Annotated in this window: 22 protein-coding genes; 15 read left to right on the top strand and 7 right to left on the bottom strand. The window is 40.0% G+C overall.

Going from position 1 to position 26,613, the window contains the following annotated elements:
* Positions 1-7 precede the first annotated feature (7 nt).
* The 5 genes from ACO1XM_RS05510 (at position 8) to ACO1XM_RS05490 (ending at position 7,795) form a co-directional block, all read left to right on the top strand.
* Positions 8-664, top strand: a complete 657-nt coding sequence (locus tag ACO1XM_RS05510) for a 3-oxoacid CoA-transferase subunit B (protein WP_486226668.1) — start codon at positions 8-10, stop codon at positions 662-664.
* A 162-nt stretch (positions 665-826) separates the two neighbouring features.
* The gene (locus tag ACO1XM_RS05505; protein ID WP_486226666.1) at positions 827-1,858 is read left to right on the top strand and encodes a helix-turn-helix domain-containing protein; all 1,032 of its coding nucleotides are present in this window, start codon (positions 827-829) and stop codon (positions 1,856-1,858) included.
* Between the two features lie 87 nt (positions 1,859-1,945).
* The gene (locus ACO1XM_RS05500; protein WP_486226664.1) at positions 1,946-4,348 is read left to right on the top strand and encodes a serine hydrolase; all 2,403 of its coding nucleotides are present in this window, start codon (positions 1,946-1,948) and stop codon (positions 4,346-4,348) included.
* Positions 4,349-4,731: 383 nt separating this feature from the next.
* A complete protein-coding gene (locus ACO1XM_RS05495) occupies positions 4,732-5,358 on the top strand; it encodes a hypothetical protein (RefSeq protein ID WP_486226662.1) in 627 nt (208 codons plus the stop codon).
* Positions 5,359-5,632: 274 nt separating this feature from the next.
* Entirely contained in the window at positions 5,633-7,795 is a 2,163-nt protein-coding gene (locus ACO1XM_RS05490) for a glutamine synthetase III family protein (RefSeq protein ID WP_486226660.1), read from the top strand.
* A gap of 64 nt (positions 7,796-7,859) precedes the next feature.
* On the opposite strand, the gene ACO1XM_RS05485 is transcribed toward ACO1XM_RS05490, so the two are convergent.
* Positions 7,860-9,233: a CapA family protein gene (locus ACO1XM_RS05485; RefSeq protein WP_486226658.1), complete on the bottom strand. Its 1,374-nt coding sequence runs from the start codon at positions 9,231-9,233 to the stop codon at positions 7,860-7,862.
* 39 nt (positions 9,234-9,272) lie between these two features.
* Positions 9,273-9,929 carry a ligase-associated DNA damage response endonuclease PdeM gene (pdeM, locus tag ACO1XM_RS05480; RefSeq protein ID WP_486226656.1) on the bottom strand — a complete coding sequence of 219 codons (657 nt, stop codon included), beginning with the start codon at positions 9,927-9,929 and terminating at the stop codon, positions 9,273-9,275.
* Positions 9,930-10,018: 89 nt separating this feature from the next.
* Between pdeM and ACO1XM_RS05475 the strand changes: the two genes are divergently transcribed.
* Together ACO1XM_RS05475 and ACO1XM_RS05470 are read left to right on the top strand one after the other, a co-directional pair.
* Positions 10,019-11,218, top strand: coding sequence for a porin (locus ACO1XM_RS05475; RefSeq protein ID WP_486226654.1), 1,200 nt, complete (start codon positions 10,019-10,021; stop codon positions 11,216-11,218).
* A gap of 136 nt (positions 11,219-11,354) precedes the next feature.
* Positions 11,355-12,767, top strand: coding sequence for an inorganic phosphate transporter (locus tag ACO1XM_RS05470; protein WP_486226652.1), 1,413 nt, complete (start codon positions 11,355-11,357; stop codon positions 12,765-12,767).
* A gap of 37 nt (positions 12,768-12,804) precedes the next feature.
* Here ACO1XM_RS05470 and ung read toward each other — a convergent pair whose 3' ends face one another.
* Complete coding sequence (ung, locus tag ACO1XM_RS05465) at positions 12,805-13,467, bottom strand: uracil-DNA glycosylase (protein WP_486226650.1); 663 nt, start codon at positions 13,465-13,467, stop codon at positions 12,805-12,807.
* 106 nt (positions 13,468-13,573) lie between these two features.
* On the opposite strand from ung, the gene apaG reads away from it, so the two are divergent.
* From apaG to ACO1XM_RS05425, 8 genes are all read left to right on the top strand, one after another.
* Positions 13,574-13,960 carry a Co2+/Mg2+ efflux protein ApaG gene (apaG, locus tag ACO1XM_RS05460; protein WP_127124023.1) on the top strand — a complete coding sequence of 129 codons (387 nt, stop codon included), beginning with the start codon at positions 13,574-13,576 and terminating at the stop codon, positions 13,958-13,960.
* 6 nt (positions 13,961-13,966) lie between these two features.
* Positions 13,967-14,740 (top strand): O-methyltransferase, encoded by a 774-nt coding sequence (locus tag ACO1XM_RS05455; RefSeq protein ID WP_486226648.1) that lies wholly within the window; start codon positions 13,967-13,969, stop codon positions 14,738-14,740.
* Between the two features lie 74 nt (positions 14,741-14,814).
* The gene (locus ACO1XM_RS05450) at positions 14,815-15,735 is read left to right on the top strand and encodes a chromosome segregation protein SMC (RefSeq protein ID WP_486226646.1); all 921 of its coding nucleotides are present in this window, start codon (positions 14,815-14,817) and stop codon (positions 15,733-15,735) included.
* 39 nt (positions 15,736-15,774) lie between these two features.
* Positions 15,775-16,662: a lysophospholipid acyltransferase family protein gene (locus ACO1XM_RS05445; protein ID WP_486226644.1), complete on the top strand. Its 888-nt coding sequence runs from the start codon at positions 15,775-15,777 to the stop codon at positions 16,660-16,662.
* 85 nt (positions 16,663-16,747) lie between these two features.
* Positions 16,748-17,053, top strand: coding sequence for a hypothetical protein (locus ACO1XM_RS05440; protein WP_486226642.1), 306 nt, complete (start codon positions 16,748-16,750; stop codon positions 17,051-17,053).
* Positions 17,054-17,147: 94 nt separating this feature from the next.
* The gene (locus ACO1XM_RS05435) at positions 17,148-17,921 is read left to right on the top strand and encodes a prohibitin family protein (protein ID WP_486226640.1); all 774 of its coding nucleotides are present in this window, start codon (positions 17,148-17,150) and stop codon (positions 17,919-17,921) included.
* Positions 17,922-17,928: 7 nt separating this feature from the next.
* On the top strand, positions 17,929-18,144 hold the full coding sequence (locus ACO1XM_RS05430) for a hypothetical protein (RefSeq protein ID WP_486226638.1): 216 nt from the start codon (positions 17,929-17,931) through the stop codon (positions 18,142-18,144).
* Between the two features lie 109 nt (positions 18,145-18,253).
* Complete coding sequence (locus tag ACO1XM_RS05425) at positions 18,254-19,168, top strand: TerC family protein (protein ID WP_486226636.1); 915 nt, start codon at positions 18,254-18,256, stop codon at positions 19,166-19,168.
* A gap of 22 nt (positions 19,169-19,190) precedes the next feature.
* On the opposite strand, the gene ACO1XM_RS05420 is transcribed toward ACO1XM_RS05425, so the two are convergent.
* From ACO1XM_RS05420 to ACO1XM_RS05405, 4 genes are all read right to left on the bottom strand, one after another.
* Complete coding sequence (locus ACO1XM_RS05420) at positions 19,191-20,435, bottom strand: metallophosphoesterase (RefSeq protein WP_486226793.1); 1,245 nt, start codon at positions 20,433-20,435, stop codon at positions 19,191-19,193.
* Between the two features lie 117 nt (positions 20,436-20,552).
* Entirely contained in the window at positions 20,553-23,960 is a 3,408-nt protein-coding gene (locus ACO1XM_RS05415; protein ID WP_486226634.1) for an efflux RND transporter permease subunit, read from the bottom strand.
* Positions 23,961-24,025: 65 nt separating this feature from the next.
* On the bottom strand, positions 24,026-25,153 hold the full coding sequence (locus ACO1XM_RS05410) for an efflux RND transporter periplasmic adaptor subunit (protein WP_486226632.1): 1,128 nt from the start codon (positions 25,151-25,153) through the stop codon (positions 24,026-24,028).
* A gap of 17 nt (positions 25,154-25,170) precedes the next feature.
* Positions 25,171-26,604, bottom strand: a complete 1,434-nt coding sequence (locus tag ACO1XM_RS05405) for a TolC family protein (RefSeq protein WP_486226630.1) — start codon at positions 26,602-26,604, stop codon at positions 25,171-25,173.
* Positions 26,605-26,613: the final 9 nt, after the last annotated feature.

The following is a 26,613-nucleotide window of genomic DNA, read 5'->3' as shown; positions in this document are numbered from 1 at the left end:
CAAGTTTATGTTAGATAAAACCGGAATAGCAAAACGCATTGCACAAGAAGTAAGAGATGGTATGTACATCAACCTGGGTATTGGTATCCCTACGCTCGTTGCCAATTACATCCCTGCAAACCTTCATGTAGTACTCCAATCAGAAAATGGATTGCTGGGTATTGGCCCCTTCCCTACCGAGGATAAAGTTGATCCGGATCTGATCAATGCCGGTAAACAAACCATTACCATGATGCCCGGCTCCGCACTCTTCAGCTCTGCCGAAAGTTTCGCCATGATCCGTGGCGGTCATGTGGATTTAACTATTCTTGGTGCCATGGAGGTATCTGAGCAGGGAGACATTGCTAACTGGAAAGTACCCGGTAAGATGGTAAAAGGTATGGGGGGTGCTATGGACCTGGTTGCTTCGGCCAAACACATCATCGTGGCCATGCAGCATTGCAGTAAGGATGGCGCATCCAAATTATTAAAAGAATGTACTCTCCCAATAACAGGTATTAAATGTGTAAAAAAGATTGTGAGCGATCTGGCTGTGCTGGATGTATTACCTGAAGGCGGATTTAAATTACTGGAGCGTGCCCCAGGCGTATCTGTAGAAGAAATTAAGAACGCGACTGCAGGGAGGTTGTTGATTGAGGGGGATGTGAAGGAGATGGTGATTTAATCAGAAATGATTTGAAAATTTGAAGACTCGATAATGTGCTAATGAGTTGGTGTGCTGATTTCGGTATCCATAGATATATAAGGTTCAGTCTTTGTTCTAAAACTCACTAAGCACAAAAAGTCTCAGCAGTCTTACTGAACCAATTATTAATTTAACTTACTAATGACAGGGGCAAATCAGTTGCTTTTCTTCTTCAGCGCATTGGGAGCATTCAATGGCTTCTTACTTTCTATATATTTTGCCCTCCAGGCTAAAAAGAAAATTTTCACAAACTATTTTCTATCCTTACTCTTACTGGTGTTAAGCATTAGAATTGCCAAATCAGTGTTTTTTTATTTTAATCCTGACTTATCCAATATCTTCATTCAGATCGGTCTTTCTTCTTGCGTACTGATTGGGCCATTTCTTTTCTTGTACCTAAAAGCACTCGCAGAAGATAAAAAGCAAAAGTGGACAATACATGTGATTCCTTATTTGGCAGTCATCACAATTTTAGGAGTTTTTTATCCATATGTTGAGCATGTTGAAATCTGGAGCGGATGGATTGTAAGTGTTATATACGCTCAATGGTTTCTCTACCTTGTTTTGGCCTTAAAATACCTTCAGCCCATTATTCAAAAATTTAAAGGCAGAGAAAATTTAAAAAGAATCGACATCTGGTCGCTTAGCATCTACCTTGGGGTTGTATGTATTTGGTTAGCCTATATCATTGCAGCCTACACGTCTTATATAGTAGGTGCCTTATCCTTTACTTTTATCTTGTATTTACTTGTCCTACTCCTGATTTTTAGAAACAGTAACGAGTCTACTTTTTTTCAAGAAAAAGAGAAATACAAAAACAAGGAGATGGATGCGGAAACATTGGATTTAATTGGCCAAAAACTAGCTATCATCATTAATAAGGAACTATATCTCAATCCAGACTTCAGTCTTGACGAAGCCGCAAAAGAACTGAAAATTGCAAAGCATCTATTGTCTCAGTATGTAAATGAAGTATTAGGCAAATCGTTTTCAACACTTATTAAAGATTTTAGAATTGAAAAAGCAAAAAAACTACTAGAAACCCAAAAAAACTACACAGTCGAAAGTTTAGGGTACGATAGTGGTTTTACCTCCAAGTCAACCTTCTTTGCCGCCTTTAAAAAAACAACAGGCCTAACGCCTGCTGAATATCAGAAAAAGTACTCAAAATGAGTTCGGATCTATAAAACCGTACTCTCATATTGCGAACTAAGCCCTGAAGGGCAAAGTGTCCCTATACATTTACGCCAAAAAAAAATTATGTATAGATCAACATCTAAATTTTATCGAGTGCTTTTTATGGGCATTTTATTCTGCGCATGGCTTACATCTGGCTACGCTCAAAAAAAGGTTTTGTTTGTAACATCCAACCAGGCGTTTTACGGAAACAGTAAAATTACTACGGCCAATCACTTTGAAGAAATTGTCATTCCCTATGATCAATTTATAAAAGCAGGATTTACCGTAGATTTCATTAGTCCCATGGGAGGCGCCATTCCGATTGGCTATATCAATTCCTCTGATAGTATTCAGAAAAAACATCTCTATGATGCCCTTTTTATGAACAAGCTGAAGCATACCTTCAAGCCATCAGCTATCAACGCAGATAATTATAGTGCGATTTTCTATAGTGGCGGTGGAGCAGCCATGTTTGGTGTAGCCGAAAACCAGGAGATTCAACGCATTGCAAGGAAAATTTATAATACGAATGGAGTTATTGCTGCTATTTGTCACGGTACAGCAGGCTTAGCCTACCTGAAAGGTGATGCTGGAGAATCGTTGTACAGTGGAAAGAAAATAACCGGCTTTCCTGACAAGTTTGAAAGCAAGGAAAAAGAATATTACAAAACATTTCCTTTTGCCATTGACCAAGCCATAAAAAGCAATAATGGCAACTTTGTGTATTCTGATAAGGGTTGGGACAGCTTTACGGTTGTTGATGGCAGATTTGTAACTGGACAAGATCCTAGTTCTGCAACAAAAATGGCTTATGAAATCATAGCGCTTATTGAAGCCAACACAAATCCTATTGAGAAAGCAAGACTAAAAAATCTTGACAAGGTATTCTTGGAGTGGAGCAATGCAACTCTTAAACCAGGTGTTGCAGCAGGACTAATAAAGGATGGTAAAGTTATCTATTTAAAAGGTTTCGGAAGTGCTGATGTTAATCACCAATTACCCATAACAACAGATACCAAATTTAACCTAGGTGCCATGTCAAAGCCATTTACAGCCTTTGCCATTTTACTGCTGGAAGAACAGGGTAAACTTTCATTATCTGATGATGTTCGTAAATACATTCCTCAACTGCCTGATTTCGGGTATACCATCACCCTTAAACATTTACTAAGTCAATCAAGTGGTTTGCATGATATTTTAGCTCTGAAAGAAATTGCAGGGTGGAGAGATAAAGATGTTTTCACACAAAAAGATGCGTTGGGTTTAATCTTTCAGCAAAAGAAACTGGATTATGTACCGGGTACAAAATTCTCTCAGACTTCATCAGGACTTATTTTATTGACTGAAGTTGTGCAGCAAATTACAGGACAAACCCTGGCTGTCTTTGCTCAACAAAATATTTTTCAGCCCTTGGGCATGACCAACACCCTATTTTCTGATGACTCCGAATTGATAATACCCAACGTGGCTGTTGCTTATCAAGCTGGTAAAGCCGGGATAAAGAATAGTCGTAGCAACAACTCCATTACCGGAACTACCAATCTTTACACTTCGGTGGCAGATCTAAGTCGTTGGTATCTCAATTTTGAAAACCCCAAAGTAGGCAGCAAAAAATTGATTGAAACAATGACGTCACCAGTTACACTCAATGATGGTGTCACCACTTTTAATCCTACAGCCGGAAGATTGCTGTACGGGCAACAACATCTTCATGCAGAGCGAGGTGTTGCCAAAATTTGGGCTTTTGGTTTAGAGGATGGTTATGCAAGCAATATTTTCATTTTCCCTGGTCAAAATGTAACTGCTTTTGTGCTTGGCAACAACAATAGATACAACGGCAGTCTTGCCATGAACATGGCGATTGAAGTGATGGGTGACGTATTTCCGGAACCTCCAAGTATTGATTTCAGTAGGCTTAAAGTCATAAAGCTGACAAACCAACAATTAGAAAAGTTCAGCGGTTACTACTGGGACAATGAGCATGTAGCGGCTCGCAGCGTGTATGTAAAAAATGATACACTACACTACCAAATTTTAGGCAGCTTGGACGAAAGTCTGTTAGTACCGCTATCAGAGAATGTTTTCCAAATGGTGGTTGATGGTGATGATATACGGAAGGTGAAATTTCGTAAAGAAGCGAATGTCTTAAAAATGGTTTACACTTCAGGCGAAAGTGATGAATATGTATATGAAGTCTTCAACGCTGTAAAACACTCGCCTGCTACCCTGAATGAATACACAGGTACATTTTACTGCGATGCGCTAAAGACAACGTACACATTGTCTCAAAATTCAACGGGTTTATTTACAAGCAATAAAAATCACCCCACTATAAGCTTCACACCTATTCAAGCAGACTTATTCTTAAGTAGTGCCAGAAATTTTGGAGGTATTCGGTTTGTTCGTGACAAGCAACATAGCATTTCAGGGTTCTATATAGATTCTGATCGGATTAAAAATCTTTTTTTCGAAAAAATACAGTAATGCTTACTTAGTCACAGATGCTGATAAACAGCAATAGATCTAAATCATCTACTCTGATAGAAAATTTTCTATACAGCGTATGCGCAGAAGTAGTTCTTTGATCATTTCTCTGCTCAGTCTCGCTCGCTATTATGATGCGTGAGGCTGAGCAGATTAGATTTACATTAAGATCAGATTAAAATCAGATTAGGTTCAGAAAGTTATATTCGATTTTCGCTAATAAACTCCATAAAAATATTTTCGACACAATCACCGAATCAATTCACTAAGCAATTGGCAAGAATATTGTTCTTAAGCATCGAATTTACTTCGAGGCTTTGCTGCAGCAATACTTGATAGAGATTCTCTGTAAAAAAATAATAACTTACTAAACCCAGTCAACCATGAAAAAGATTTTGTTAATGATTTTAGTTACGCTGCCTTTATGCACGCAAGCTCAATTTACCAAGGGCGTTAAAGTATTGGGTGGCAATTTGGAACTCAATACAAGCGACCAAGGAAACGTAGATGGATCGGAATATCGATACAGGAATTTCTCTGTACTCCCTCATCTGGGTGTTTTTATAAATGAAAAGTTAGAAATTGGCGGAGCTCTCGGCTACAGTTCATATTACCAGCGTGTTGATGCCAGTGCAAGCTCTATTGACTATACTTCAAAATCCCAATCATTAACAACAGGTTTGTATGCACAAAAATATTTTCCCCTGACTGATAAGTTTCTTTTCGCATTCCTTGTACAATCTAATTTCTCCAGAGGAAATAATATCTCACCACAATATGATCCATTAACAGGAGGATATATTGATTACAAAACATTGCATTACTCGATCAACTCTTCACTACGCCCTACCTTTTTTTTCTTACCTTCTCCTCAATGGGGTTTTAAATTAAGCCTGGCCTCCCTTAATCATAGCTTTAGTAGAAACCTCACCACAGAAACTAAAACAAATCAATTTACACTTTACTATGGCGGTGTGAATCTAGGGGTATCCTATTATTTCAGAAGCTGAAAGACTAGTAAAAATTACTAGAAGCTAATTGTTGGCTAAAGCGTAAGGATGCACCTCTGTAGTCTGCATCCTCCAGCCCCTTCTATTTTCCTATGTGAGACCATCATCTTTATACGCTATGGGGTGTAAGTTGATGGGTCTCACTCAAAACCCTTAAAAAAACCTCATAAACAAGATAATTTAACACTATTTTTAAAAATTAGTTAGTTTTTAACCCTTCATGGCAGAAAATAACTACTTTTGCCGCCATAATAGCTTAAAAAAATAACCACTTATGGCACATTTACGATTCAAAGCCCTTGACCAACTAGCGACAAGGCCTAAAATTCATGTTGAATTGCCTGCTGCTAAAATCTCTGATTTCTTTGGTGAAAGTGTTTTCACCATTGAAGAAATGAGAGCGACTTTAGCTCCAGCAGTATTTAAAAAAGTAAGCCAAGCTATTCGCAATGGTGAAAAAATTGATGAAGTAACTGCCGATGCAGTGGCCTCAGCTGCTAAAAGCTGGGCTATCACTAAAGGTGCTACGCATTTTACACACTGGTTCCAGCCATTAACAGGTGGTACTGCTGAAAAACATGATAGTTTTTTTGATGGTACCTCTGGCATCGAAAAATTTAAAGGAAGCGAGTTAGTACAACAGGAACCGGATGCTTCTTCTTTCCCAAGTGGTGGTATCCGCAGCACATTCGAAGCCCGTGGTTATACAGCCTGGGATCCTTCTTCTCCTATGTTTTTATACGGAAAGACTTTGTGCATCCCAACTATTTTTGTTTCCTACACTGGTGAGACGCTGGACACAAAAGCTTCTTTATTAAAAGCAATCAAAGTAGTTGATAAAGCAGCTACTAAAGTGGCGCAATTATTTGACAGAGAAGTAACAAAGGTTACTGCGTCCTTGGGTATTGAACAAGAATATTTCCTGGTAGACGAGGCTTTATACATGGCGCGTCCTGACCTGGTAATGGCCGGTCGTTCAGTATTTGGTCATGCCCCTGCGCGTGGTCAGCAGTTAGAGGATCATTATTTTGGTTCTATCCCTGCACGTGCTTATGACTTCATGAAGGAATTTGAAATGGAAGCCTGGAAACTGGGTATTCCGTTGCGTACACGTCATAACGAAGTGGCACCAAGCCAGTTTGAAGTGGCACCTATGTTTGAAGAAGTAAACGTTGCTAACGATCACAACCAATTGTTAATGGATGTGATGGGTCGCGTTGCAGAGAAGCATAACCTGCGGGTGCTCTTCCATGAAAAACCTTTTGCAGGCGTTAATGGTAGTGGTAAACACAACAACTGGTCGCTGATTACCGATACAGGCGTTAACTTGTTTGCTCCTAGTAGCAGCGCACGCGATAACCTCATGTTCTTAACGTTCTTTGTTACTACGGTAAAAGCAGTACATGAGCATGCCGATTTGTTGAGAGCAAGCATTGCTACTGCAGCCAATGATTTCCGTTTGGGTGCCAACGAGGCCCCTCCGGCTATTATGTCTACCTTCCTGGGCTCACAAATGAGTGCCGTGCTTGACGAATTAGAAAGCAAGGGCAACGTTAAGATTGAGAAGGGTGATAACATGTATATGAAACTGGGTATTGATCATATACCAGAAATCATTTTGGACAACACTGATCGTAACCGTACTTCACCTTTCGCCTTTACCGGTAACAAGTTTGAATTCCGCGCTGTAGGTTCTAGCGACAACTGCGCCACTGCCATGACGGCCCTGAACGTAATTGTAGCTGATCAATTAGAGCAGCTTCATGAAGAGGTTAGTAAAGAAATTGAAAAAGGCACAGAAAAGAGATTAGCGATTGTAAACGTTTTAAGACGTTACATTAAAGAATCAAAAGCTATTCGCTTTGAAGGTGATGGTTACAGCGATGAGTGGGTTAAGGAGGCGGCCAAGCGCGGTTTGTCTAACCACAAAAACATGCCTGCTGCGGTTAAGGCTTATCTAAGTAAAAAATCAATTGACTTATTTGAACGCCACGGCATCTATAGCCACAAAGAAGTTGAGGCACGTCAGGAGATTAAGCTGGAATCTTACATCAAACGTGTACAAATCGAGTCTCGCGTTATGGGAGACCTGGCCATCAATCACATTATACCTACCGCTATTGCTTACCAGAGTAAGCTAATAGACAACGCAAACGGTTTAAAAGGCCTTGGCATTGATAATAAAGCAGTAGTAAAAACTATTCAGGAGATTAGCGGGCACATCGAGACCATCAAAGCTAATGTGCATAATATGATCGAGGAGCGTAAGCGCATCAACAAAATGACAGATGCCCATAAAAAAGCAGCTGCTTATTGCGAGGATGTTAAGGAGAAATATTTTGAAGTTATCCGCGAAGCGGTGGATGATTTAGAACTTTTAGTAAATGATGAGGACTGGCCACTTGTAAAATACAGAGAACTTTTGTTCCTTCGTTAGACCTAAACCTAAACCTATGAAAAGGCGGTCCTGAGCAATCGGGATCGCCTTTTCTGTTTTTAGGCTATTCAAGGGGTTTACCATTAACAAAAGGAGCTATTGTAAGGTCTCGCAATGGCATGGTCTTTTTAATATTTTGCAGGATCCGTTCCGCCTCTCCGCGACTTTTGAAAGAACCTATGTAATAATCGATCAATCCATCTTTGGTAATGCTTGTATGCAGGCCATAAAAAGTATCTAAGGGCGGCATTATTGCCCAGTCCTTTGTTTTTTCAAGGGTGAATAGCTTGATACTATATCTTGTTGAATCAAAATGCACTAGTCTGCTTTCCGATACTTCTTTATTATACTTGTTAAAAAGCAACCTTGAGTCAGTAGCAAATGTTTTAAATGCTAGTTTCGAAGCTTCATCTTTTATAAATCCAGTAGTGTCATTTTCAAAAGGAGGCACAGGCAGCACCACGTATTTTTTTTGTGCATCGCGATGAACGTACTGTAAAATGTAACTTACTGAATCAATATGACTGCTGATTACAGAATCGTTACGGATTTTAGAAAGATCAATCCGTACCATGGCACCACCATTCTTATAGCGGTCGCGTTGTCCGGAAACAAAATTGCCTAATGAATAAACTACTAATTGTTGATTTTCTTTGTTGAATTGCATCGGTTGCAATACATGCGGATGTGCCCCAATTACCAGTTGAACACCAGAGTCAAATAGATATTTTGTTATTGATTTCTGATAGCCATTGGGTTGTGATTGATATTCACTGCCCCAATGCATAAAGGCGATGATGTAATCAGGATTGGACAATTTTGCCTGCGCCACATCCTTTCCCATTTGCGCTGTATCAATCGAATTTACAATGGTCGGTTTGGGAACAGCTATACCATTAGTGCCGTACGTGTAGTTAAGCAAGGCCAGTTTAAAACCGTTTTTTTCAAGTATCAGTGGATAGTCATTCAATCGGCTTGCCTCGTCTGTAAAAGTACCTGTATGCACAATCTTAAAACTATCCAGCATTTCAATCGTGCGCTCAATACCACGTTTACCTTTGTCGCAGGAGTGATTGTTGGCTGTCACTAATATATCAAAACCAGCATTCTGTAAAGCCAATGCCAGTGCATCGGGTGAACTGAATGCCGGATATCCTTTGTAGGGGGCACCGGCAAGCGTTACCTCCAGATTTGCAATGGCTACATCTGCAGAAGCGATATAGGGTTTTACAAATTGAAAACAAGTTGAATAATCATAGCCTCCTTTACTTGCGTTGTAAGCTGCTGCAATTTGTGAATCGTGCCCCATTACATCCCCCGCGAACAATAATGATAATCGGGTTGTATCCTGTGCATAAATATTGCTCCAGCAGGTAGCCACAAGCAAAAAAACAAATTGTAAGTTTTTTCGATTCTTTTGGTTAATCGTCTTTTTCATATCATCTATACCTACTTGAAAGAATATATTATTCTATGCTTATACTTTCAAAATTTTATTTTCAACGATCACAAACACCTGATCATTTTCTTTGGGTGCTATGCGGGCTAATCCAGTAAAGGCACCAAAGGCTGGTAATAAGCACTGCTTACTGCCAAAATAAAAGCAAGGCAAGGTTAAACTTTGTTTTCCTTTACCCACCAAGTGTGCTCCGGGGTGAATGTGACCGGCCATGTTATACAATTCACCTTCATAATTTTCTATCGGATGATGTGTCAGCAAGAATGGTTCCAATACCAACGTTTCGTGTAGTACAATACCATGCTTTTCGTATTGATGTTTACTCAGAATATCATGATTACCCAACACCAACTCAAAGCTGTGTTTGTTAAAATGCCTGATCAACTGTCCGAATTCTTCCCATGCGTCATTATAATGGCTATGAAATAAATCACCCAAAAAAATGATGCGCTTTGCATTGGTTAATTGAATTAACTCAAGCAACTGCTCTAGATTTTTTGCATCTGCTTTGGCCGGAACCGGAACACCCGATTTTCTGAAATGGTTGATTTTCCCCAGATGTAAATCCGCTAATAATAAAACCTCTCTGGCTGGCCAGAATAATGCCCGCTGGGGCCATAGATGAATCAACTCATTGGCGAGGGTAAAAGAAACAAACGGGCTATTTTTTTTCATTGATTTGGCAAGGTAATAAAGCGCCTGAAACCTGAAACCAGATGTACAACCTGAAAGGTATATTTTTACCTTGCGCCCAAATCCCTGTTATGAAAAAGTTTCTGCCTATACTCATCCTGATTTTACTGGTTGGCACAGGTTTACATGCCCAAAACAACATGACCCCCTATTTTTCTTATGGAAAAGGGCTTGGCATTACTTCCCCCGATAGTCTCTTTATGTTGAATATTCGTTTTCGCATTCAAAACCGTTTTGCTTTTACAACGGAAAGCCTGGACGATTTAAGTATTTCGGAAGTAGAGGCAAGGGTGCGCAGAATGCGTTTGCGTTTCGATGGTTTTATTTATGATCCCAAACTAACTTATGTTATCCAGCTTTCTTTCTCCAGAGGTGATCTGGATTTTGATGATACAGGCTTTCCCAATGTAGTACGCGATGCCCTAGTTTTGTACAGCTTCAATAAGCATTTTTCTATCGGCTTAGGCCAGACTAAACTGCCTGGCAACCGTCAGCGGGTAAATTCATCCGGTGATTTACAATTACCGGATCGCTCTATTGTAAACTCTACATTTAATGTCGATCGCGATTTCGGCCTGCAATTTTATTACAACAACAATGTTGGCTTTATGACTTATGTAGTTCGGGCAGCCTTAACATCCGGTGAAGGAAGAAATGTAACTAAATCAGACAGAGGTCTTGCTTATACGGGCAGACTTGAATTACTCCCTTTCGGTCAGTTTACCAATGGCGGTGATTATTTTGAAGGAGACTTAAGCCGTGAGCCTAAACCGAAAGTATCTCTTGGCCTTACTTACTCTAACAATGAAAACGCGACACGTACGGGTGGGCAACTTGGTGTTTTTCTTCCTGCAGGTGAGCAAAGAGATATTGAAACCCACATGATGGATTTTCTTTTGAAGTATAATGGCTGGGCATTAGCCTCTGAATACTTAAACAGGTCTACGATTGATCCGCTGATCCTTGTCGATCCTGTTGAAGCTGATTATGCCTTTATCTACAAAGGGCATGGTTTTAATGTTCAGGGCAGTTACCTTTTTAAGAACAACTGGGAACTGGTCAGTCGGTTTTCTGAGGTTAAACCCGATATGGAGCTAGCTGATTTTACGCCTTATATTAAACAGTACACGCTAGGTACCACAAAATACATAAAAGGGCACCGTGTTAAACTACAATGCGATGTTACTCTGGAAGAAAGAGACTGGCTAACTAACTTTAAACCCGACACGCGGAATTGGCAAGTACGTTTTCAGGTTGAAGCCGGAATTTAATGCATCGGATATTTTTTTTAAATAACTGTTTTTCAGCTAGTTAAAATTTAAATGAGTTCCATCATATAAAAAAGCTTAACATTCACTTAACATTGTCAAAAGCATTAAACCGTAGATTGCGCGCCAATTCAATTATATGTTTGAATTAGAGTTATCTTACTCCATCCTTTTAGTCATCTGTCTTTTAGCCGCCTGCGGTTTTGAGTTTGTAAATGGCTTCCACGACACCGCCAACGCAGTAGCTACTGTCATTTATACTAACTCCCTGAAACCCTGGATTGCAGTAATCTGGTCTGGTATCTGGAACTTCATTGGGGTGCTTTTTGGAGGCATTGGCGTTGCCATGGGTATTGTTTATCTGCTGCCTGTAGAATCGCTTGTTGACCAAAGTATGGGGCAAAGCATAGCCATGGTGATGGCTTTGCTTATCAGCGCCATTACGTGGAATTTAGTTACCTGGTATCTAGGCATTCCTTGTTCAAGTTCTCATACACTGATTGCTTCTATTCTAGGCGTTGGTATTGCCTATTCCTTACTCCCTGATGTCAGTGCCGCTGCAGTAAACTGGGGCAAGGCTAAGGAAATTGGTATGTCTTTATTGATATCTCCTCTTTTTGGTTTCTCCATGACCATTATACTGATGTTCTTACTGAGGTCATTGACAAAAAAGACCAAGTACGGAGACAGTCTTTTCAAAGAACCCAAAAAGAACGCGCCCCCACCCTTGTGGATACGTTCTATTCTTATCGCCACTTGTACTGGTGTAAGCTTTTTTCACGGCTCTAATGACGGCCAAAAAGGTGTTGGTCTGATCATGCTCATCCTGATCGGGATTGTACCAGGCTATTTCGCCCTGAGCGATTCAGTATCTCCTGAATCATTAAATGGATCTTTTGTAAAGATTGAGCAAGTAATGGGTGTTATGGACTCATCAACACTTTCCGCGCCTGATAGAGTTATCCTGGCTGATACCAAAGCAATGCATGCACGTCTGGTTAACAAACTTAGCAGCACACCCTCTGTCAGTGTTATCCCCAAGAGCGAGCGTTTTGCCATCAGAAAAGATGTAATGGTGATGAACCGTAACCTGACTGATCTTTTAGACAAAGAAGAATTACGCTTAAGCGATAAAGACAAAAAGACATTAAAAGACGAATTAAAATCTGTTCGTAAGATAACCGACTTTGCTCCGCAGTGGGTGGTACTCATGGTTTCATTCTCACTGGGTATTGGTACCATGATCGGTTGGAAACGCATTGTAAAAACCATTGGAGAAAAAATTGGTAAAGAACACCTTACCTATGCACAGGGTGCCTCTGCTGAATTAGTAGCTGCTACTACAATAGGTTTATCATCAGGCCTGGGCTTACCTGTTAGCACAACACACGTGTTGTCATCCGGTATTGCAGGATCAATGGTAGCCAGCAAAGGCATTAAGAATCTCCAGGCAGATACGGTTAGAAATATTCTGATTGCCTGGTTCCTGACGCTTCCGGTAGTACTCATCATGTCTGGAACCTTGTTCTTCCTGTTCAGAATGCTGCTCTGATAATTTTAAACTTCAAATTTGAAATTTAAAATTGCCACTACCAATCAATTTCTGGCAAGCCCTTACTTTTCAGATAAGCATTCGTCTGACTAAAATGTTTGTTGCCGAAAAAACCCCTGTCTGCTGAGAAGGGTGATGGGTGTGCCGACATGAGTACGAGGTGCTTTGATCGGTCGATGATCTCACCTTTCTTTTGAGCATACGCACCCCAAAGTAAAAAAACTACATGTTGCTTTTGTTCTGAGATTCTTTTGATCACTGCATCTGTAAATGTTTCCCATCCCTTATTCTGATGCGATCCTGCTTCTGATGCCCTTACCGTAAGGGTTGCATTGAGCAATAAAACGCCCTGTTCGGCCCACCTTCTCAAATCACCTGAGGTAGGTATGGGTTTTCCCAGATCATTTCTGATTTCTTTAAAAATATTGACCAACGAGGGTGGTGTTCGCATACCTTCTTTTACCGAAAAACATAAACCATTCGCCTGCCCGTGGCCGTGGTATGGATCTTGCCCGATAATAACTACCCGGCTAGACGCAAATGGACTGCTATCAAAAGCACTGAAAATCTCTTTGCCTGGAGGGTATACCGTTTTTGTCTTATATTCTTCTTTAACAAATTCGATCAGTTGTTTGAAATATGCCTGCTCAAATTCACCCTGAAGCTGATTTTTCCAGCTTTCTTCGATTTTTATGTCCATTATTTTCCTCAAAATCCAAAAGTAACCACTAAAAACGAAGAAAAAGCTAATAAAACTGCTGGCCCATTCTATTTGCTGAAATGAAAAATCTCTTACATTTGAACCGATGGTGACCGAGATAACAGAAGGAATTAAAGTGACTGTAGAAACTGAATACCAGCCTGGCTATTCCAGCCCGAGCCAGTATCATTATGTTTTTACCTACAGGATCACCATTGAAAACCAAAGTGATTTTACTATACAGTTATTACGCAGAAAATGGCTTATTCACGATGCCGGATTTAATGCACGCGAAGTGGAAGGCGAAGGCGTAGTTGGTCAGCAGCCAGTAATCGAACCCGGGCAAAGTCACCAGTATGTATCGGGTTGTAATCTTAAATCCGGAATTGGCAAAATGATAGGTACCTACCTGATGGAACGTATTGTAGACAGCACAAAGGTAGAGGTGAACATACCTGAATTTACCATGGTAGCCCCTTTGCGCCTCAACTAAGCCAAAGTGTCAAAAATTTTTCAAGCAAAAGCATTTTTATCGTACTGGTTAAATTGTGTTGACGAGCACTCTTTACACTCTCCTTTCTTTTACGATTTCTACACAAAAGTTGTAAAGCAAAATCCAATAGCTAACGCCCCGGCTGAGCGCCTCAGAGAGCAGTTGCTTAACAGCACGCTTACTGTAAATATTAATGATCTGGGAGCCGGCTCGGTGATGAAATCTACGAACAGGCAGGTAAAAGACATTGCCAAACACAGCTTGAGCAGCACTAAATTTTCAGCGCTCTATTCACGTGTAATACAGTTTTATCAATGCAAGCAGGTAATTGAACTGGGTACTTGTTTAGGCATTAACACACTCTATCTGGCAGAAGCACGCCCCCTTAACCTGACCACTTTCGAAGGGGCTGACGCGCTTGTTAACCTGACAAAAGACACTTTCAACTTTGCTGATGTACGAAGTGTTAAAATAATAGAGGGCGACATAGATGAAACCCTCGAGGATTACCTGAGAAGCAATCCCAGAGTTGATTTTGCATTTGTTGATGCCAACCACCGGTACGATGCCGTGATGCGCTATTTCAGGCTTATTCTCAGAGCCTCTCACGACAAGACCATTATCGTATTTGATGATATACACCTGAATGCCGACATGGAGAAAGCCTGGTCTGAGATTAAAAATGACTCACTGGTATATGCTACAGCCGACCTCTTTCGCTGTGGGTTTATCTTCCTGGATCCCTCACTTAACCACAATCACAAGGTTTTGCAGTTTTAAATTTGTGACGAAGCGCCCTAAAGTTCTATATTTCGACTGCATAGTTGCAATGTTAAAGAGCCTTTACACACCTTATGAGCGAAGTCATACAAACACCTGAAGCACCCAAGCGCAATAATAAAAGCCTTATTTTCATTGCCTTGCTTATTCTGATTATTGTGGTGCAATCCGTTAAGATTTTCTTAGATGCACAAGATAAAGTTGAGCTGAAGGCTGAAAATGAGACTACAGAACAGGAATTGGCCTCTACTATGCAGCGCCTTACTGAAATTCAACAAGAATTAGATACAAAGATTGCTGAAATAGAAAAGTTGGGTGGTGATGTTACTGAACTACAAAAAGCAAAAGAGGATGTAGAGAAGCAACTTCGGATTAAAACAAAAGCTACTGGTAATTTGATTGCCGAATTGAGATCAAAAGTGGAGGGGTACGAGGAGTTGTTAAAGTTGAAAGACGAGGAGATAGAAAAACTGAAAGATGTAAATAAAGAATTACTCAGCGAGAACACTACCCTCAAAACTCAAAAAAATAAGCTCGGTGATTCAATTAATAAGCTTGAGCAAAAAGCAACAGAGTTAGCCTCTAAAGTCGCGATTGCCTCTCAATTAAAAGCAGAGAATTTTAAGATTGTTGCCGTATCCGATCGGAATCGCGAAAGAGAATCGCCATTCCGTGTCAGACAGATTGCAAAGCTAAAAATTGAGTTTAGCCTGGCAGAAAATAATGTAGCCCCTATTGAAGGAAAGAAGATCATGATTCGTATTGTGGATCAGAATGGGCAAGTAATCTTTGATGTTAATAAGGGATCGGGCACTTTTATTTTTCAAGGCAAGGAAGAATTTTTCACTGCTTCACAGGAAATACTCTTCGACAACTCAAAGCAACGCCTGTCTTTTATCTATGATAAAGGTAGCGACTATGCTGAAGGTAATTACGTATTAGAGGTATATACCGATGATTACCTCATGGGAAGAGGTGCTTTTGAAGTGAAGTAAGGACTGGTCTGTTCTCAAGTATTCGTTTTAAATTTGTCTATGGTCTGGCTTAGTGCGTTACTGTATTATGGAGTCTTTATTCCTATTTCTCTGTTGCCTTATCGGGTGCTTTATGTGATATCCGATGGTGTCTATATTTTAATGTACCATGTGATTGGCTATCGCAAAAAAGTTGTGATCAACAACATCTCAAAATCATTCCCCGAAAAAACAGCTGCGGAGCATAAAAAAATTGCCAGCGACTTTTATAGACACTTTTGCGATGTTATAGTAGAAAGCTTCAAGACCTTTACTATCTCTGAGGAAGAAGCCATGCAACGGATGAAATTTGTTAATCCGGAAATGCTTAAAGTTTACTCAACTGAAAACCGAAGTATTATTCTGGCGGGTGGTCATTACAACAATTGGGAGTTATTTGCTGTCGCCATCGATTCATTGATGGATCACCAAGCCATAGCTATTTACAAACAACTTAAAAATAAATACCTGGATGAAAAAATGCGCTCTACGCGTGGCAAGTTTGGATTGAAAATGATCTCTACCAAAATTGTAAAAGAGGAATTCGAAAAAGAAAAAAGCAATTTGACTGCAACCATCTTTGCGAGTGATCAATCACCCAGTTCCGGAAAAACTGCTTACTGGACTACCTTCCTTAACCAGGAGTCGGCTATGATTTACGGACCTGAACGTTATGCGAAGGAGTATAACTATCCCATACTCTATGGGCGGATTAATAAAGTAAAGCGAGGTCATTACGCATTTTCCTTTGATCTGATTAGTGACAACCCGCAGGAAACTGCCTACGGAGAAATCACAGAAAAGATTACCCGTCATCTTGAAAAAGACATCAGAAAGGCACCACAATACTGGTTATGGACGCACAAACGCTGGAAAAAAACGAGACCTGATGGGGTGCCCTTGCATTAGTCTTGAAAACCATTCCGCAAAAACAACACCGCGAAACAAACAGGCATGAATTTGCGTTTAATAGAAAGTATTTAGAAAGTAATATATGCTTAGTCCGCTACGCTATTTTCTTACCCTCATCCTGGTAATTTTACTTTCAGGCTCGTCTTCGGCTTTTGTAGTACTTAAACAAAGTGCTTCGCTTACAGAACAAAACGAAAAAATCGAAACCGAAAATTTTGTAGACGAAGCCATACCTGAGGTCCGGTCAAAAAAACAAGTAGCAAAGCATGTTAATCCTTTTTTAAGGAAATCGACATCAAAGCAAAAAACAAGTACTACATTCAAAAATTCACCACAATGCTTTGGTGAAAGTTACCTGTTCATCAAATACAGGAAGCTCATTATTTAAATCCTCCTCAATTACCCTCTGTTCTTAATTCAGAGGATTGCTGATATTCTTCAGCAAGAAATACTACCATTTTATTAATCTTAAATTCATCTATATGAAATCCATTTCATATGTAATACTGCTTGTATTCGCATTATCCTCGTGTGCTGTTGTAAGACAGGGAGAAGTTGGTGTAAAAAGAAGAATGGGAAAACTAAACGACAAGGCACTCAGTCCGGGGCCGGTTATGTACAATCCCTTTATCAGTCGCGTTATTAAAGTACCTACACGCACTGTTAACGTAGAGATCAACTCAAATTTACCCTCGAAAGAAGGTTTAAATGTAGGATCAGTAATTTCTATTCTTTATAAAATTGATCCTGCCTTTGCTCCTTCCGTTGTCGAAAACATCGGCATGAATTACGAAGATGTTTTGATCACGAGTGTTTTTCGTTCCGCAGCAGCTGATGTATGCTCACGCTTTTTTGCTAAAGATATGCATACAGCACAACGCGCTGTTATTGAACAAGAAATTTCAAATCAAATGAGGAGTATACTTAAAAATCGTGGATTTGAAATTGAAGCCGTACTACTAAAAACAATTCAACTACCCGCTGGTCTGGCTCGTGCTGTTGAAGAAAAGCTGGAAGCAGAGCAAGATGCACAACGGATGGAATTTCTTCTACAGCGCGAAAAGTTGGAGGCACAACGTAAGCTGGTAGAAGCACAAGGTATACGTGATGCGCAAAAAGTAATCACAGAAGGGCTGAATGAGCAAATACTTAAATGGCAGAGCATAGAAGCCTTTAAAGAACTTAGCAAGTCACCCAACACAAAAATAATTATGACAAATGGAAGTACTCCATTTTTGATTGAACCTAATAAATAGTACAAATATGAAATGGATTGTATTGGAAGAAAACCCAATGCCGGACAATTACATCGTTATAATGGCCGCAGAAGAAGACAGAACTTTACAGATTGAAAAAAAGCCATGCTCAACTTTTGATTCATGCGACAAGGCGATGGAGCGTGCTCGAGAGCTGAGACTAAAGTATAATGTTTCGAGTATACGTTTGTTTCATCAGGAAGGTATTTCGGCACTGGTATAGGTTAGGGTTAGTCCACTTTTCTGGTTAGGGTTTCAAAGTGGACGGAGGGCATTCGTTTGAATGCCCTCTTATTATATTACTTGCATTTAATCACACATAAAAAATCATTATGGCTTTATCGACACTCTGGATCAGTTTTAATCTCTTCGTAGTAATCATGCTGGCGCTGGATCTTGGTGTATTCCATAGAGCATCAAAAGTAATCAGCGTAAAAAACGCATTACTGTGGACAGCGACCTGGGTATTCTTTGCATTTATCTTTAATGTTTTTGTTTACTACCAGTTTGGGCAAGAAAAAGCTTTTGAGTTTTTTACTGGTTACATCATAGAAAAATCGCTTAGTGTAGACAATATCTTTGTCATCATACTAATCTTCTCTTACTTCAATGTGCCGCCTGCCTATCAGCACAAAGTACTTTTTTGGGGAATACTCGGTGCACTCTTGCTTCGGGTAGGCTTTATCTTTGCTGGTGTTGAATTGATTCATCGATTCCATTGGCTGGTATATATTTTCGGTGGGTTTCTTATTTTTACAGGAATAAAAATTGTTACACAGGGAGAGATGAAGCTGGATCCTCAGCGCAATCCAGTGGTAAAATTTATCAGAAAAATATTCAGAGTAACGCCTGATTTTGAACAAGATAAATTCTTTATAAAGAAAAATGGATTACTCTGGGCGACACCCCTATTTGTAGTTGTGATTCTTATTGAAGCGACTGATTTAGTATTTGCTGTAGACAGCATACCAGCCATACTCGCTATTTCTGATGACACCTTTATAGTTTATACTTCCAATGTATTTGCCATATTGGGGTTACGCTCCCTATACTTTGCATTGGCTGGAATAGAAAAGTATTTTATCTATTTGAAATACGGGCTTTCTGTTATTCTTGTCTTTGTAGGCGTGAAAATGTGCATTGTTGACTGGTACAAAATACCAATTGAAATATCGTTAGCTTTTATTATTCTCACTCTATCGGTCGCGGTACTGGCTTCGATGGTCTTAAGCAATAACAAAAAATAATTACTAAAATTGAAAAGAGTCATTAGGCTCTTTTCAGTTCTAAAATAGTTAGTTCAGGAGGCATACCAATTCTACCCGGATAACCAAGGTAGCCAAAGCCTCTGTTCACATACAGGTGCTGATTGCCTTCTGTATACAAACCTGCCCATTGCTTATAGGCATATTGGGATGGACTCCATTTGAAATCGCCTATCTCTACACCAAACTGAAAGCCATGTGTATGACCTGAGAACATTAAGTCTATGTCCTGGTATTCTTTCCTTACTTGTGCATCCCAATGGCTTGGGTCGTGCGATAATAACAATTTAACTGCTGCTTCATCGGTACCTCTATGCGCTTCATCAAGTTTACCGTACTTAGCAAAGCGACCTCCTCCCCAATTTTCTATTCCAATAACTGCAATTTTATCTGCACCCATTTGAAGAAATCTATTTTCGTTCATGAGCAAATCAAAATTCATTTGCTTATGCGCAGTAATTAAATCACTGAAATTTTTTCTTTTTGCTTCCGTTGAAGCCCAGTTTTTATAATCACCATAATCATGATTACCCGTAACAGAGTAAACACCCAATGGTGCTTTCAGTTTATCGAAGATATTAATGTACTCTTTTACTTCTTCGCTTTCATTGTTCACTAAATCGCCTGTGAAGAAAATAGCATCAGGTTTTTCACTCATCAGCATTTCAACGCCACCCTTTACTGCTGTTTTATTAAAGAAACTCCCGGAATGTATATCAGAAATATGTCCGATCTTAATACCATCAAATGATTGCGGCAGATTAGGTAAACGCAAAGTGACGCGCTTGATCCGGTAATCGTGTGCACCTGAAATGATACCATAAGCCATCGTACCGAAAGGAATGGCAGCTGCAATCAAGGCAGTCTTTGACAAGAACTCCGATCTTGTGAGAGTTTCACCAGGAAGTGACTTTTCTTCCTTCTTAAAATTCTCCACCATCCATCGTATCCCCCTTTGTACATCATCGATAAAGAGAAAGAGCACTGCAAAAGTTTTAGAAATATAAACACCAACAATGCCTGTAATTGCCCAGTTTCTGAATTGTGGCCCTAAACTGTAAGGATTACCAAAAGTCCAGAAGAGTATAATCAAAATGGTGAGTAAAGTAGGTAACCAAAAGAGAAGTCGTACAGATAGCTTCCAGCCTTCTGAGAGATTTTTGCTTACCTGAACTACTGCTTGAAAAACATAATAGTCAACTAAGAGTAAAACGATGATGAGTATAAAAAATGTTAACATACGGGCCAGCATAAAAGATATTGTATTAAAACGCAGTGAATCAACTAATGTTTAGCTCGACAATCTTCTAAAAGAAAAAGGTCGCCCATGGTATGGACGACCTTCTCAATAAAATAGTCTATTCAATTAGTGAGCTGCCACTGTAGGGTGTTCATCATCACCTTTTTTCTCAGGACCGAAAATACGTTCCTTTAAGCGTGTACGTATCAAATACATAACAGGCACCAGGAATAGGGTAAGGAAAGTACCGAAGATCAATCCGAAGATCATCGTCCATGACAAAGGTCCCCAGAAGGCAACGTTATCACCTCCAAAGAAAATATGTGGATTAAACTCAGTAAACAAGGTCACGAAATCGATGTTCAAACCAACAGCCAATGGAATTAAACCAAGGGTTGCAGCCATTGCGGTTAAGATTACCGGAGTCATACGTGTTTTGGCAGCTTCGATAATGGCCGTCTTTAACTCCATGCCTTGTGCCAATAACAAGTCTGTAAACTCTACCAGAAGAATACCATTTCTAACCACAATACCGGCCAGCGCCATGATACCCACACCTGACATAACAATGGAGATTTCCATTTTGAAGAGTGAGAAACCAATTAACACACCAATGATACTGAAGATAATTTCTGACAGAATGATCAAAGGCTTACTGGTTGAGTTAAACTGAATAACCAGGATCATAAAGATCAACCCAAGCGCGATTAGGCCGGCAGCACCCAGGAAAGAAGAAGTTTCTTCCTGATCTTCCTGCTCACCTGTCATTTTAATACCTATTTCATCAGACTTAGGGAATGACTCGAGGCTCTTCTTGATTTCAGAAACCACCTGGTTAGGATTATATCCACTCAGTACATTAGATGCCAAGGTGATTACACGCTTTTGGTCTATCCTGCGAATACCGGCATAGCTGTTCGAATATTCAATTTTGGCAATCGCTGATAAGGGTACTTGACGAACAGCTCCGCCCATTGTCATATCGCGGTATGTGATCGGTAAGTTCATCAGGGTGTTGATGTCGTTACGTTGATCTTTAGCAATGCGCAGGGTTACATCGTAGTCGTCATTTTCATCGCGGAACTTCGATATCTCCTTACCGTAAATAGCTGTACGCAACGCACCACCTATCTGTCCGGTTGAAATTCCTTCACGGTTGGCCTTCTCACGATCAATGTTAATCACAATCTCAGGCTTGTCGCTTTGGAAATCCGATTTCAATTCTTCTATACCAGGAATCTGCAACGAATCCAGATAGCGTTTAAGGTTATTAGAAGTTGCTACCAGTTCATCAAAATTATCAGCTGATATTTCAATGTTAACTGGTTTACCCGTTGGTGGTCCGTTTGCTTCCTGATTCACCGATACTTCTGCACCCGGAATACTTTTTACTTCCTCTCTCACTTTGTCAAGAAATACACGTGTTGATTGACCATCACGCTTAGCGAAGTCGACAAAAGCCACAGTAACTTTACCTAAGTGGGGTTGTGCATTATTACCAGAAGTTTGGTCTTCTGCGGCACCCACTGCTACGTTAGAGATGATGGATTCAACAATAGGATTATCCTTGCCATTACCTTCACCCACAACCTCTGCCACTCTATTCTCAACAATGCGTGTAATGGAATCTGTTACTCTTTGATCAGTACCGATTGGCAAAGTAATATAAGCATACACAAAATTAGGATCGCCCTGAGGGAAGAATACAACCGGTGGCTGACGAATGCCTGTAAAGACAATAGAGAAAATGAACAGTAAAATGATACCGACAATCACTCCATAAGGTCTCCAGCTTTCTAAGCACCAGCTGATCATTTTCATATAGACGTTCTGCACCTTGGGCCAATACCTGGTTTGGAAATTAGAGATCACTTCATTCATGACGAATCGTTGCAACGTAATCAGCAAGAAGAGGAATACCGTAAGATTACCTAAACCGAAGATGCCCATCATGTACCAGATCGCAGCAAGCGACAGAAACACAACAGCTGTTATTTTATATCCTTTTGTAAATTTAGATTTACTATGATCATGCTCGTGTGGCTTCATGAAATCTGCAGCAAACACAGGATTCATAATGTAGGCAACTACTAATGATGCTAACAATGCCACGATTAATGTTATTGGTAAGTAGAACATGAAATTACCAATTACACCAGGCCAGAAAGCCAATGGCACGAAAGGCGCTAACACTACCATAGTACCTGACAATACCGGTAAGAACACTTCGCCCGCAGCAATTTTAGCTGCCTTCCGGATTGGCACTTTACCATTGTCGAAAATACGGTGTGTATTTTCAATTACCACAATCGCATCATCTACTACGATACCCAAGGCGAGTAAGAAGGAGAAGAGCGTCATCAGGTTTAGTGTAAAACCTAAAGATGGAAATATCAAGAAGGCCATAAAGGCCGATATAGGCACAGACATGGCCACGAAAATGGCATTGGTTGCTCCCATGAAAAACATGAGGATGATCGTTACCAGCACAAAACCAATAATGATAGTGTTGATCAAATCATGCAAGGTTAAACGTGTGCTGTCAGATTGATCTGCTGTTATCGTGATCTTCACACCAGGAGGAAGGATGTTCTTTTCAAAATTTGCAACGATCTCATTGATTTGATCAGAAGCAATAATGAGGTTTTCTCCACTTCTTTTGATAACGTTCAGGGTGATTACATTTTTACCATCTAAACGTGCAAAGCTCTCCTGCTCTTTATGTGAGTCTATTACCTCTGCGATATCCTTTAAGTAGATTTTACCACCTTTGATAGAACCCACTACGATGTTTGACATTTGTTCTGCCGATTGAAACTCACCGTTGATACTCAAGGAGCGTTTCATACCGTCTACAGAAAGTTGACCGGCCGATACAATTAAGTTTTCATACTTAACCGCCATCTCAATATCATCCAGGCTTACACCTGCCAATGCTGCTTTAAACAAATCAACATTAACCTGAATTTCACGATCGAGTGCACCAATGATATCGACACGTCTGATCTCACGCACACCTTCGATGGCATCCTGCATCTGCTCAGCATAACGCTTCAATGTTTGCAGATCGTAGTCACCAGAAAGGTTAACGTTCATGATGGGCAACTCAGAAATATCAATTTCAATTACCTGCGGATCGTTTGGAAGATCCGTTGGCAAGTTTGCCTTGGCACGGTCTACAGCATCCTGTACTTCCTGCTTGGCTTTATCAATGGCTACATCTGTTTCGAAATCAACAATTACGTTTGAGAAATCCTGAACAGAATTGCTTTTGATCTTTTTTACACCAGAAATTGATTTTACTTCTTTTTCAATTTCCTTGGTCACGAGGTTCTCAATATCTGTTGGTGCTGCTCCCGGATAAACCGTAGCAATATAGATTTGAGGGAACACTACTTCAGGAAAATTTTCCTTCGGCAGGTTATTATAGGTAAATATACCCGCAAGGCAGATGATAATCGTGGCAACATAAATGCTCACTTTATTATCAATCGACCAACTGGTGGGTTTAAACTCTTGATTTGAATCTTGCATAAAGTCTTTGGTTATAAGATGCTTGTATTAAAAAGATAACACAAACACCTTGATGGTACCTTTAATTAAAGCTTAATGAATTGGCCATCGCTTAAACCCTGGTAACCCACAGTTACCACTTTTTCATCGGCAGCGAGTCCGCTTACATGAGCTAAACCATTGTAAACACCCAGTAAGGTAACCACACGCTTTTTAGCAACTGTGTTTTTACCATCAGCCTGCGCCACGAATACGATTTTTTCTCCATTCAATTCTTGTACTACATTGATGGGAACAGTTATCGCGTTTGCTTCAGTCTGGAATATTACTTTGATAACCGCTGACATGTTAGGACGAAGGTCTTCATGATAGGGTAAGCTCACCTCCACAGGAAAAGTACGTGATAACATGTCGATATTTTTACCAACAAAAGTTACACGTGCTTCAATATCCTTTTTCAATTCAGGAATGGAAACAATCACCTTATTACCAGTTTTTATTTCTGTAACATGTGCCTCAGAAACTGCAGCGGTTAATTTTAACTCAGATGTGTTTACGATGCGGGCAGCTGGCATACCAGGGGCAATATTCTCCCCTACCTTAACCAGAATCTCATCAATGGTCCCGGCAACAGAAGCTTTGATCTTTGTCATTTCATTCTGCTCATTCAAGCCAGCGATTTGCTTCTCAAGACTTTCCTTATTTGTTTTAGCTTGTAGGTATTGCACTTCAGTACCAATTTTTTGCTCCCACAAATTTTTCTGTCTCTCATATACAGTAGTAACCAGCTCCAATTGAGATTTCATTGATTCAATGTTTTTCACCAAAACAGAATTATCAATTTGTGCCAGGGTTTGTCCTTTGGCTACCGTTTGTCCTTCGTTAACATATACCTGTGTTACCACACCCATTCCCTTGGCGCTAAGCATGATATTGTTTTCAGCCTCTACACGACCTTGTGTTTGAACATAGTAGTCGAATTTGCGGGCAGCAATTTCCATTACCCCCACGTCTTTAGCTCTGACAACAGTTTCAGTAGGATTTTCTAGTGCAATTTGCTTCTCGAGTAAATCGATTTGTTCCTTGATAGAAGCTTGCTGCTGTCGTAGCGAATCCAGTTGTGATTGTTTATCGCCAGCCGGAGCACTGCCACAGGCAATAACAATTGCGCTTACTAACGCAAGAGTGAAAAATTTATAAATAGTAGATTTCATATAGAATGGTTCGGGGTTTAATTCTGACTTGTTGACGTATTGAGTGTTTCGATTTTTCCGTAGGCTTTCATGAGGTCAATCTTAGAGATTATAGCATCATAAAGTGCACTGAAATAATTTATTTGGGCTTCGCGTAAAGCGCTTTCTGCTTCTACTACTTCCAGACTTGAACCAACACCTTCCTGGAATTTAATTTTAGTAACACGGGCAATTTTGTCAGCCAGTTCACGATTCCTTGTTTGAGTGTCTAATCCTTTTAATGCGTTGTTATAGGATACTTTTCCAGACTTGATTTCAAGATCAATACCCTGCTTGGTGGTTGTAAAAGCATTCTCGATTTTCAAAGCGGTTAGTTTGGCTTGCTTGATTTGGTAGTTGCGCTGCATGCCACTGAAAATCGGAACATTTAATGTTACCCCGAAGTAAGTTGTCGGGTACCACTTGTCGGGACCTACCGTGCCGTCATCACTTATATTTGTCTGTGTTGCAAAGAGACCACCAATATCAGCTGATTGTGTATTCATTCCGAAATTAGCAAAGCCAACCAGGCTAGGCAGTGCTTTAGAATATTCATTTTTTATATTCAGTTCCTGAAGTGTTCTGTTAGATTCAAGAATGCTAAAGTCAACGCGTTTTGCATATGACCAATCTTGCTCCAAATCGGTAATATCCTGACTAATCGGCATAGCAGCCAGGTCAGTTGTCAATGTCAATTCCTGATCTTGCGGATAATTCATCTGAAACTTTAATATCGCCAAAGACAACTCCTGTACTCCTGCAAATTTATCGCGCTCAGCAATCAAATTATTAAGTGTTACTTCTGTACGGTCAACATCAATGGATTCAGCAAATCCTTGTTTATTAAAAGCTTTGATGGTTACGAACAAGGAGTCTACACGCGAAATATTGACATCAAACAACTTGATTCTTTCTTGATTGATAAGCGCACCATAGTAAGCCTTGGCAACACCCTCAATAATTTGTTGTTCAGTTTGCTTTACTTGCTTTTTAGCAAGGTCTCGATAAGCACCAGATGCCTTCAACCCTACCAGATAAGAACTGTTAAAGATTAACTGCGAAACTGTAATACCTGCAGTGCCATTACTTTTTAACTGAAAGGGTGAATTTACAGCTGCTATGTCTGTTGGCGCTGCATTGATAGTTTGTCCAGTGAATTGCTCTAATACAGCTACCTGGTTAAAGAATCTACCCAGCTTTTGATTATGCATAAGCTGAACACTACCATCAATTTGCGGTAAGCCGATACCAACAGTCTCTTTTACTTTAGCATCTGCAATTTGCTCATCAAGCTTTGCATTTTTTGTTGAAATTGAATTTTCAAGTGCATAGCTGATGGCTTGCTCAAGCGTGAAACTCGATGAAGCTTGTTGTGCCTGCGAACTATTCGCAAACACGAACATGGTTAGTACAAATAAGTATATATATCTCATATAAGAAGG

It is taken from the genome of Chryseotalea sp., from assembly GCF_057350905.1.
This window is presented reverse-complemented; position numbering and strand designations above follow the sequence as displayed.